We start from the raw sequence: 11,103 nt of genomic DNA, 5'->3' as shown, positions 1-11,103 counted from the left end.
AAACCGGCGGCACGGCCACCACTGAGCTCGAACGCCTCGGTAGGCCGGAGGACGTGCCGAGGCACCAGCGACGGGGTACGTGTCTGGGGATGGCCCCTCGGGGAGCACGACCAGGGCCGACACCCGTGTTCCCGCGCACCGCGCCGAGTGCCCCGACCGAAAGCCGAGACCCACGATGGCCCTCGAGACGCAGGTGCGCCACCGCCGTCCCTACCGCGGGGCGCACATCGTCACCCGCCTGGTCGGGCCGGCGACGATCGCCGCCCTCGTCCTCGCCTTCGCCCTGCTCTGGCTGGTCGCCCGACCCCGTGGCGACGTGGGCCAGTTCGTCGGTCAGCTCATCGGTGCCGAGGGTGTCCTGCTCCTGTCCGTCGGTCTCGTCCTCATCAGCACGCTGCGCTGGGTGGAGCAGTTCTTCGACGGCGTCGACAAGGCCGCGGTGTGGCACCGGCGGGTCGCGATGGCGGGCACGGTCCTCATCGGCATCCACATCGCGACGACGGGCAACCCGAACCCCACCCAGCTCGGCCCGACCCTCGGCACGATCGGCGTCGTCGGCCTGGCGACCCTCACCGTGTGGGCCATCGCTCCGCGGTGGCGCTCCATCACCCCTCGTCCGCTGCGCCGGCCGGTGGAGCGGTTCACCGGGACACCACCTGCGCGCTTCGCCGGACGATGGATCGGTCGCTACGGGCTCTGGCGCGGCTTCCACCGCCTCACCGGCGTCTTCCTCGGGTTCGGGGTCGTCCACGGACTGATGGACGCAACGGTCTTCGGCTCACAGCTGCTGCGCTGGTCCTACGTCACGGTCGGCGCTGTCGGGCTGGCCTTCTACCTCTACCGCGAGCTGCTGGCCCGGCGCCTGGCGCGCACCCACGACTACGAGGTGTCGTCCGTCGAGCCCATCGACGACGCGTCCTTCGAGATCTGGCTGCGTCCGCTCGGGGACCGCTTCGCCTTCCGGCCCGGCCAGTTCGCCCTGGTCAACCTCGAGGCCCGTGACCGCTGGCACCGCCACCCCTTCACCATCGCGAGCGGCCCGCAGGAGAAGGAGATCCGCATCACCGTGCGGGCTCTCGGCGACTTCACGTCCAGCATCGGCGACCTCGTCGAGCCCGGCATGCCGGCCGTCATCAGCAGTCCCCAGGGCCACTTCGACTACACGCGGGGCACCGAGCACCAGGTGTGGGTGGCCGGCGGCATCGGGGTCGCGCCGATGCTCAGCTGGCTCCGGTCGGCGAGGCCCGGTGAGCTGCCCCACCGCGTCGACCTCTTCTACACGGCGCGTGGCCCCGCTCCCCTCGCCGACGAGGTCGCCCACCTCGCGGGGCACCACGAGGAGCTGCACCTCCACCTCGTCGACACCGCGACCGACCCACGGCTGACGGCCGAGCACGTGCTCGAGACCGTCGCCGCCGAGCCCCACCAGCTCTCCGTCTTCCTCTGCGGGCCGGAGCAGATGGTGACCGCCCTCCAGCGAGACCTCGTCCGCGAAGGCGTCAGGACGGCCGACGTCCACCGTGAGTTCTACAACCTGCGCTGAGCGCGCCTCAGCCCCCGTCGGTTGAGGTATTCGGCTCGCAGATCCTGCGCGCCGAACACCTCAACCGGGATCCACGGCTACTTGGTGGCGCCCTCCGAGGTCACTGGCTGTCCGCCGGCCGACGTCGTCGGCTTGGTCGCCGCCTGGGTCGAGCCCGACGCGGAACCCGTGTCGGCAGCCGAGGTCGCCGAGGTCGCCGTGGCCGTCGTGGCCGTCGTGGCGGCCGACGTCGACTTGCCGCTGCCACCGGGACCGTTGGCGTCGCCGCCGCTCGCCACCGCGGAGCCGCCGGTCTGGTTGGACGCCACGGACGTGGCCGGCTGCGGTGTCGCCCCGGCGCCCTTGTCGGGCACGTCGAACTTCAGCCGCTTGCCCACGCCGAAGCCGAGCTTGACCGCCTTGAGCTTGCCGTCCTCGATCTCGAACTCGAGCACCGGCCGCGAGTCGAGCCGGCTGAAGTACTTCGCCTTGCGCTCCTGGGCCGTGTTGAAGCCCTTGAGCAGGCTCAGCGTCGCCCGTCCACGGAACGTGTCGGTGTTCTTGGCGAAGAAGCCGGCCAGCTTGGCCACCTGCGCGCTCTTGATCGGCTCCCCACCGGGCTCGAGCGAGGCGATGGTGTTGGTGATGTCGCTGACGCTGAGGTTGGCAGCCTTGGGCAGCCGACCGTCGGTGTCGATGTAGCCGATCGCGTTGGACTGCCCGTAGGTGTAGGCGGTCGTCAGCGTCGGGTTCTCCACCAGGGCCGTGGCGTCGTCCGTCAGGGCCGGGTCGACCGTGAGGAAGCGTGCCTGCGTCGTCGAGTACCAGCGGTCACCGAAGTTGACGATGTTGTGGTCCTCGTCCACGTAGCCACCGGCGTACTGCCACGGGGTGCGGAAGATCGTGCTGTCCTCCTTGATCCAGACCTGTCCGGTCGGGAAGTACTCCTGGTGCTGGAAGACCTTCCCGACGCGGTCGGTGACGATGTTCGTGCTGCCCTGGAGGTCCTTGTGCATGAAGTAGACCTTCTGCGCGAACGTGTCACCGGTCGTCGTCATGTTGACGGCGAGGCGGTCGTTGCCGGCCCAGATGTTCTTGAGCATCGTGCCGTTGCGCACCGTCACCCACGGGTTCACGTAGTACGTGACGCCCTGCTCCTTGATCTCGATGGCAAGCTGGCCGGCGTAGTCGTAGACGTAGTCGGTCTGCTTGCGCCCGGAGTTGTTCGGGTTGTGGTCGACGATCTCGGTCAGCTTGCCCGCCCAGTCCCACGTGACGTTGCGGATCATGTCGGGGTTCGTGACGGTCGTCTGCTCGCCGTCCGAGTCGTACGCGTACGTCTCGGTGCGCTTGTTGAGCGAGTCGACGACCTTCGTGGCCTGGTTCGGCTTGGTCGGGTCGTAGGTGTAGGCGCTCTTGTCGAACGTGTTGGCGATGACGGTGGCCTCCGTGCACTTCTTCGTGCACCCGGTGTCGACGGTCCAGTCGCGCTGGGTCATCCGCGTCACCTTGCTCGTCGCGTCGTCGAGCGTCGCGGCCCACGTGAAGTTGCGCGTCGTCTTCGGCGCGTAGTCCCACGTGCCGGTGGCCGTCCGCAGTCGGTACCGCCCGTCGTAGGTGTAGTTCTGCGTCGTCGGGCCTCCGAAGAGCGACGGCACGTCCGCCGGCAGGACGTTCTTGAACTGCGTCACGTTGCCCACGAGGTCGTACGTGTAGCGCAGGTTCATGAGCAGCCGCGTCCCGTCCGGCGACATCGCCGAACGACCGGTGAGCCGCCTCGTGTCGACGTCGCGGTAGGTGGTGTCGACGACGCCGTCGCCGGTCTGGCGCTGCGAGGTCGTGCCGTAGACGTCGTAGCGCTGGTTGCCCAGGTAGGTGTGCACGCAGGGAACGGCGACGTCGACGCGGACGGTGGCACCCGAGGTGTGCGGTGCCGCGGTCGGGAGCAGGACGGTGCCGTTGACGCCGCGCTCGACGGTGTAGTCGAACGTGCCCGGGACGACGCCCGGCGTGCGCGCGGTGACGTTGAGCTGCTCACCCTCGAGCCGGATCGTGAACGGCAGGGTCGGGTTCCAGCTCGAGGCCGGGTCGCCGTGCTGGTACTCGGTGACGGTGATGGTCGTCGCGGTGGCATCGACCGACGTCGTCAGCAGTCCCAGCTCGGTGCAGTCGTTCGTGCCGACGACGCGCTTGAGCCGTCCGCCGGTGTCGTAGTCGTTGCGCACGGTCTCGCCGTCGGGCAGCGACACGGTCGCGAGGCGGCCGAGCCAGTCGTTGTCGTAGCTCGTCGTGAACGGTCCCGTGTTGGGGTGCGGCCCGGTCATCTTCGTGACGTCCTGGGCGAGGCGCCCGTTGACGTCGTAGGCGAAGTCCTGCAGTCGCGCCTTGTCGTCGACGTGGACCATCTTGCCGGCCGCGTTGCCCGCGGTCGGGTGACCGAGGTAGCCGCCGTAGTCCATCGTCACGGGCTTCTCACCGGGGTAGGTGATGGAGGTCAGCAGGCCGAAGTCGAAGCCGAAGACGGTCTTGACGTCGCCCTCCTCGCGGAGCACCGGGCTCTGTTCGGAGGTCTTGTTGCCGGCGAGGTCGTGGGTCCACTTGACGAGCCCACCGTCGGGTGTCGTCGTCGAGGTCCTGCGCCCGAGCAGGTCGTAGGTGTGGGTCGTCGCGAGCCCACCGGGTGAGTCGATGCGGAGCAGCTGCCCCATCCGGTCGTAGGTGTAGCCCGTGAAGAGCGAGGATCCTGCGGCCGTGCGGTCCTCGTTGCGGAGGACGTTGGCGTGCGCGTCCATCCACGTCTTCGTGTGCCGTCCCAGCGGGTCGGTGACGTCGACCGTCGCGACGGTGCCGAAGTCGGTGAGCACCTCGTGGGCGTATGCCGTCCGCGTCGTCGCGCCGTTGGAGATCCGTTCCGACGTGGGGCGGTCGAGGGCGTCGTACGCCGTGATCGTCGCCTTGGCGTAGGTCGGGTTGCTCGTGTCGACCGTGTAGTCGGCGAGCGTGGCGCCGGTCTGGAGGAACGGCTTCCACTGGTGGACGGTGCGGCCGAGGCCGTCGACGTCCGAGCCGCCCTCGGCGGCGAAGCCGGTGCCGGTCTCCCCGGTGACGGGGTCGTAGACCTGGGCGTCCCGCTTGCGCCCGGTGACGCGTCCCGAGCCGTCGGCATACGTCGCCGTGTCGATGGTCGTGCCCGGGTTGAACTCGTCGGTGTGGGTCACCGTCGCGTACGGGTAGGCCGAGCTGTCCGGGTGGTAGCCGAAGGTCGCGACGCCGCCGTCGGGCGAGGTGATGGTCCTGACCCTGCTGTAGGCGTCGTAGGTGTAGGACGTGACGTTGCCGTTCGCGTCGGTGCGGGTCTTGACCCGTCCCGTCGGTCCGTCGAAGTCGGCGGTGGAGGCCAGGCCGACGGCATCGCCGGTCGGGTCCTCGTCGTCCTCGATGAAGCGGCGCGTCGTGTCGGCCGGGTCCGTGCCGGCGGGGTCACCGGAGCCCGAGAGGGCGAAGTCGGTGACGGTGCCGACGTTCGCGTGGTTCGCGTCGGCGTCGTAGACGTAGCGGACGGCATACCGCTTGCCCTTGGCGTCGGGCGGCATGACGATCCGGTTGTAGCTGCCCCACTGGTCGTAGGTCAGCCGGGTCTCGGCATAGGTCGCGGGGGTGGCGCCGCTGGTCGGCGTCAGGATCTCGCGCTGGACGGTGACCGAGTTGTTGTCGCAGTAGGCGGGGTTGCCGGTGCGCGCCCGCAGGACGGTGCCGTCGGGCGCCGTCACGGTGACACCGACGGGCTGGCTGTCCCACGTCTGGCAGTTGGTCGCCGACCAGAACGGCGCCTTCGCTGTCGGCGTGTACTTGATCGTCGGACCGCAGCCGAAGAACGTGTTCATGTCCTCGGACGTGCTCGTCAGGCAGTTGCCGTAGGCGATGTTGACGATCGTGTCGTCGCTCGTCGTGCCGGGAAGTCCGCCGTCGAGGATCTGGACGGGGTTGCCGAGGCGGTCGTAGGCGTACGACATCGTCGTCGTCTGCTGGAGCGATCCGCCTGAGTACCAGTCCTGCTCCACCTTCGACACCTTTGGTGTGGCACGGAGGGCGAGGAGCTGCTCGACGGTGGTCCCGGCGAGGTCGAGCGGTGCGTACGCGCCGGTGCCAGCTGTCGTGCGGTCGAGATCACCCAGCGCCCACGTGGTCCGGGTGCGCTGCATGATCGGCCCGCTCGTCGTGCCGTCGAAGACGGTCGTCTCGTACTCGAGCCCCGACTCGAAGACGGAGCCGTTCCGGTACTTGTGCTCGGTCGTGCGCACCTTGTCGGTCGTCGTCGGGGTGTTGACGTCGCCGCTGTGGTTGTAGCTCGTGTAGTGCTCGCTGACCGTCACCGAGTCGTAGCCGAGGTCGGTGCGGTTGACGAAGTCCTGGGCGGTGTTGCCGTAGGAGATCGTGCTGTCGCGCTCGGCGATGCCGTCGGCGCCGCGGGTCGACTTCACGTCGACGTCGTCGAGCACCCACTGGCTGTCGGGGTGGCTCGTGGTGTTGCCGTCGCGGTGGTAGTCGAGGCCGATGGTGCCGCCGAGCGGCGTCGTCACGGTCTTGAGCAGGTTGGTGCGGCCCTGGGTGTTGAGGGCGACCTTGATGTCCGACGAGCCCTTGGCCCGCGAGACGGAATCGGCGTAGCCGTCACCGTTGACGTCGGTGAGGTCGACGTCGGTGGAGGTCATGCTGTTCTCGTAGTGCCCGCCGGGGTTGAGGATGAGGTAGCAGGCGACGAGGCAGAGCGGGATGCCGATGGTGACGTCGGCGCCGCCGCCGAGGCTCTCCGAGCTGTCCTGCCGGATCTGCGGCTTGCCGTCGACGTTGATGACGCCGAGCACGTTGAAGCTCGACTTCTGGTGCGTGCCGTAGACGGCCTGGTCGACGAGGCCGGTGCCGTTGCTGAAGGCGACCTTGACGTTCCCGTTGTCGCTGTAGACGGCGTCGAGCAGGCCGTCACCGTTGACGTCGTCCCACGAGACGTTGGGCAGGTCGACGTTGGAGTTCGCGGCGATGCCGCCGGCGAAGCCGCCGTTGTCGATGTTGAAGCCGAAGCTCGCACCGACTGAGCCGCTGTAGGAGTTCGTCGAGCTGAACGAGCTGACGGTCCAACGGAACTGGGGCGTGAAGGAGTGTCCCAGGTTGAGCTGCACCCGGATCTCGTCGTCGTCGACGGTGACCCGGTCGGGCAGACCGTCGCCGTTGAGGTCGGCGAGGGTCTCCTGCACCGGGATCGTCGCATCGCGCGGCACCTTCTTGAGGGCCTTGTCGTCCTGGTGGGTGTTCTGCGACGTCGGGTTGGTGAAGCTCGCACCCGCACCGATGGAACCACCGATGTTGGCGCCGTAGGAGCTGTCGGAGGCGCTGCTGCCCTTGGTCGAGGAGCTGCCCTTCGTCGAGTTCGTCGTGCCCTTGTTGTTGCCGGAGATGCCGATCGGGGCGCCGCCGAAGCCGCCGGAGACGGCGAGCGTCGTCGAGGAGTCGACGACACCGACGCCACCGCCGGTGCAGGCCACGCGGGCTGCGGCCGGGCCGCACTCCTGCGAGCCACGGGGGTTCGTGTAGGTGACCGCGTCGGGTCGCACGGTGTCGGGGTAGCCGTCACCGTTCATGTCGAGGAAGTCGACGAGGCTGCGGCTCCAGCCGGCAGCGAAGCTGCCGCCGAACGGTCCGACGCCCGCCATGAGCATGAAGATCGGTCCGGTCTCGCCGAGCAGGTTCGGGGCGCTCGTTCCGCCGCCGGCACCGGCGCCGGATCCGGTGATCGGCAGGTCCTCGCCGAAGCGGGCCGAGCCGGTCAGGCCGTCCTCGCCGGCGTAGATCTTGGCCTTGGGGCCCTGCCAGCGCTGCGCGAGCGTGTCGGCGTCGACGGCCGCGCTGAAGGCGAAGGCCTTGGGGATGTTCGCGGTGGCCTTGCTCGAGTCGAACTCCGGCGGAGCGCCCGAGCCGGGCGGGTAGTTGCCGAAGCCGGTGTCGTTGACCGAGGTGTCGGTCGGGCACGAGCCGCCGAACATCGACTGGCAGGCGTCGTCCTTGTTGTCGAACGGGTCGCCGGAGGCGGTCGTCGTCCTGAAGTCGTCCTCGGTGATGGCCGTCGTGGCCCGACCGGCCGTGGCGGTGTAGCCGGCAGCGGCCCACCCGCGGTAAGCGATCGGGAAGTAGCCCTGCGGGCCCGCCCAGTTGACGGTGTCCGGGACGTCCTCGGACTTCGCGACCGAGCTCTCGGTCCACTTCATCGTGAGGTTGAGGCCGCTGACGTGCGACGAGAGGCCGGCGCTGCGCATGGTGACGTCGAACCAGTACGGAGTGCCGTTCGTCAGGGCGAGGTCAGGCAGCGCGCGGTCGATGGCTCCACCACCGGACGGCACCGTGAAGGCCTCCTTGTAGACGAGGCCGGCAGACGTCTTCGCCGTGACGATGACCTCACCGCCGGGGTTGTCGCCGTCACGCGTGCCGGTCACCGTCGGGGTGACGGTGCGGCCCAGCGTCGAGGTCCACGCGGTCGCCGGGGCGGCCAGCGTGGTCAGCGGGTAGGTGTCGATGTCCATGTGCGGCGAGACCTTCGTCTTCGACGCGTCACAGGTGCCGCCGCTGATGAAGCAGAGGTTCGCAGCCTCGACCCAGGTGATCTTCGACAGGTCGATCGGGCTGTCGACGGCGATCCGGGTGCGCACGGCGTCGTATGCCGTCACGACGCCGTCAGCGTCGGTGACGGGCGGGTCGACGGTCGGGTCCGCGGTGAGGCGGAAGCGGCCGATCTCGGACTGGCCGATGATCGCGAGGCGTGCGTTGGCGTCGGCCTGCGTCGTGAAGCAGCCGAACGACGTGGGTGTCGCGTCGTCGACGCACCAGTTGGAACCGGACCCGCTCACGGTCTTGACGCGCGGGGTGTCGATCGCGCCGGTCGAGGTGATCGGCGTGACGGTGACAGGGGTCGTGGTCACGGCCTTGGTCGTGCCGTTGCGGACGGCGACCTCGGGCCGCAGGTTGTCGGTCGTCACGGCGGTCTTGTCCAGCGCGGCGCTGAAGTGCGCCGTGCCGCCGTTGCTCACGGAGGTGAACTGGCCCGGGCGACCAGCGAGGGTGAAGTCGTCGGCGAGGGAGTAGCTGCGCTGGTTGAGGCCGTTGGCATCGGGAACCGACCCACCGGCATACGTGATCGTGGCCTCCCACGTGACGGCGTCACCGTTGCCCTTGGGGCGTGACCCGGCGCGGAAGTAGAGGGCCTGGCCCTTGTCTACGTGCACGGGGAGTGTCGCCGCGAACGTGGGCGACCCGGCGGTGATGGTGGCATTGGTGAGCTCGCCGCCGGCCTTCTGGATGGCGACGCGGACGGCGCCCCCGGCGGAGTCAGGCACCGGGGTGCCGAGGGTGGCCTTGGCGGTCACGGTGACGGTGCCCTCGAAGGGCGCGATCCACCGGCGGACGGTGTCGATGGGCGGCACGGCTTCGCGCAGGCGGTCGACCATGGCCTCGAAGGCGGGGTCGCTGACGGGCACGGTCTGCGGCGTCAGCGGGACGCGGGTCTGGGTGTCGGAGGAGCCGAAGGTGGGCTGGCACGCCTCGACGCCCGTCGCGCCCGGCGCGCAGACGAGGTGGTTGAAGAGGACCTGGGTGCCGCTCACGAGGTCGACGAGGCCGTCGCCGTTCGCGTCGGTGAAGTAGCTGTCGACCCAGCTCCACTGGCCGCCGACGTTGAAGACGCCGTAGACGCCGAAGTAGGCCTCGATGCCGCCCTGGATGCCGATGGTGCGCTGGACGGGCAGGTCGGAGAAGCCGGAGAGCTTGTGCATGGGCCCGAAGGTGAGGTCGGCGGTGCGCGACGTCGTGGGCCGGCTCGTGTTGAGCTGGTAGCGGATCTCGCCGGACGGGCCGGTGCCCGAGATCGCCTCGCGGTAGACCTTGTCGGGCAGGGCGTCGCCGTTGAGGTCCATGAACTCGATGACCGAGCGGTTGGTCGTGCCGTTCATGGCGAACGAGCCACCTACCGAGCCGGTCTTCTCCGGGTCGGCGATGTTGAAGCCGACGTAGATCTTGCCGTCGCCGGCGTCGGTCATCGACGAGCCCAGACCGCTCAGCTTCTGGTTGATGTAGGCGGCCGTGCCGCCGCTGCTCGGGTTGGCGCCGGTGTCCCACTTGGCGGCGGTGTCGAAGCCGCTGCCTGCGGTGGCGACGTCGTCGAAGTAGGCGAACGTGTGCTTGAGTCCCGTTGTGGGACAGGCGGACAGGCCGTTGCAGCCGATCTGGGTGACGGACCGCAGGCGGGTCTTGCCGAAGTGGGGGTCGGCGTCGTAGCCGAGGTCGTAACGGGTGACGAGCTCACCGGTCTTGCGGTAGACGACGTCGACGTGGTCCAGGACGTCCTGGTCGAGGTCGAGCACGCCGCCGCGGCCGTCGAGGACGGCGTCGGTGCGTCCGCCCGGAGTGCGGATGAAGCGCACCTCGTAGGCGGGGTCCTCGGGCTCGCCGCTCACCGTGCTGGCGGCCGTGTAGAGGATCTTACTGAGGTAGACGTGCTTCGGGCAGACCTGTCCGGCCGGGCAGCTCGCGCCCGCGGCGAGGGCGACCCAGCCGGTGGGCTTGGTGTCGTCCTGCTTGTAGGTGACGGTCTCGTACTCGTAGCGGAACATGTTGACGCCGATGTCGCGCTTGGCAGTCATGAACCAGCGGACGCCGTTGCCGTTCGCGTCGGTGAGGATGCCCTTCGGGTCACGGGACCGGTCGTCGATGCCGACCTGCGTGCCGGCCTCACCGAGCGGGCCGCCGCTGTCGGGGGTGCCGCCGTAGTAGCGGATGTTGCCCTGCTTGTCGCGCACCTCCCACCAGTAGTTGCTCGGCTTGTCGCCGTGGCGGATGACCTGCTCGAAGGAGGTCTCGACCTTGCGGGTGAAGTCCTGTCGCTCGGCCACGCGCGGGTCGAGGACGGCCTTGACGGCGTTGGGCACGAGGGCGTCACCGTCGAGCGTGTAGGACTCGCTCTCGACGTTGCCGCACGGCGGGCTCTTGGCCGTGCCGTCGCAGAAGCGCGGGGCGCCGAAGGAGGTGTCGACCGCGACCTCGGGAGCGGCCAGGTCCCAGCCGAGCCCAGCCCAGGACGGGCCGCCCTCGGAGCTGTACGTGAGGGTGACGTCCGGCGTCATGCCGCGGCCCTTGGGCAGCCTGAGGGGGTAGGTCAGCTCAGCCGTGCCGCTCGGGTTGGCCTCCGGCGGAGTGACCTGCGAGAGGCCCTCGGTGACGTTGGCGTAGAGCAGGTCGGCCGTCGAGCCGTTACCGATCTCCTGTGGCGTCGTCGGCGCGATGCCGGGCAGCGTCGACGCGATGATGCCGCCGCCGGGTGATCCGGCCACCGCCATCGGGATCGCCGTCGTCATCGCCAACAGGGCCGCGAGCACCACTGCCCAGAAGCCACGTCGCCTGGGGCGGCGGACCGACTGGGAGGGCTGGACCGACTGCTCGTCACGGTCGCTGGGCATGGGCAGGCTGCGTGAGGCCATGGTGGAACTCCCTGTGCTTCTCCCGATTCACACGGACCCATCGGTGGGTGGGTCCGAGAGCGC

2 protein-coding genes are annotated in these 11,103 nt (G+C 69.4%); one reads left to right on the top strand and one right to left on the bottom strand.

Going from position 1 to position 11,103, the window contains the following annotated elements; genetic code table 11:
• Window positions 1-175 precede the first annotated feature (175 nt).
• Window positions 176-1,543, top strand: coding sequence for a hypothetical protein (locus ASD90_RS10600; protein WP_056755614.1), 1,368 nt, complete (start codon window positions 176-178; stop codon window positions 1,541-1,543).
• 77 nt (window positions 1,544-1,620) lie between these two features.
• On the opposite strand, the gene ASD90_RS10595 is transcribed toward ASD90_RS10600, so the two are convergent.
• A complete protein-coding gene (locus ASD90_RS10595; protein WP_082588630.1) occupies window positions 1,621-11,040 on the bottom strand; it encodes a SpvB/TcaC N-terminal domain-containing protein in 9,420 nt (3,139 codons plus the stop codon).
• Between the last annotated feature and the right edge of the window lie 63 nt (window positions 11,041-11,103).

The organism is Terrabacter sp. Root181, assembly GCF_001428505.1.
GTDB lineage: Bacteria > Actinomycetota > Actinomycetes > Actinomycetales > Dermatophilaceae > Terrabacter.
The sequence above is the reverse complement of the archived record's forward strand: the minus strand, read 5'-3'. Positions and strand labels throughout refer to the sequence as shown.

Excerpts from the sequence above, each read along its gene's own strand:
- ASD90_RS10600 (WP_056755614.1), top strand. The coding sequence starts at position 176 with ATGGCCCTCGAGACGCAGGTGCGCCACCGCCGTCCCTACCGCGGGGCG.
- ASD90_RS10595 (WP_082588630.1), bottom strand. The coding sequence starts at position 11,040 with ATGGCCTCACGCAGCCTGCCCATGCCCAGCGACCGTGACGAGCAGTCG.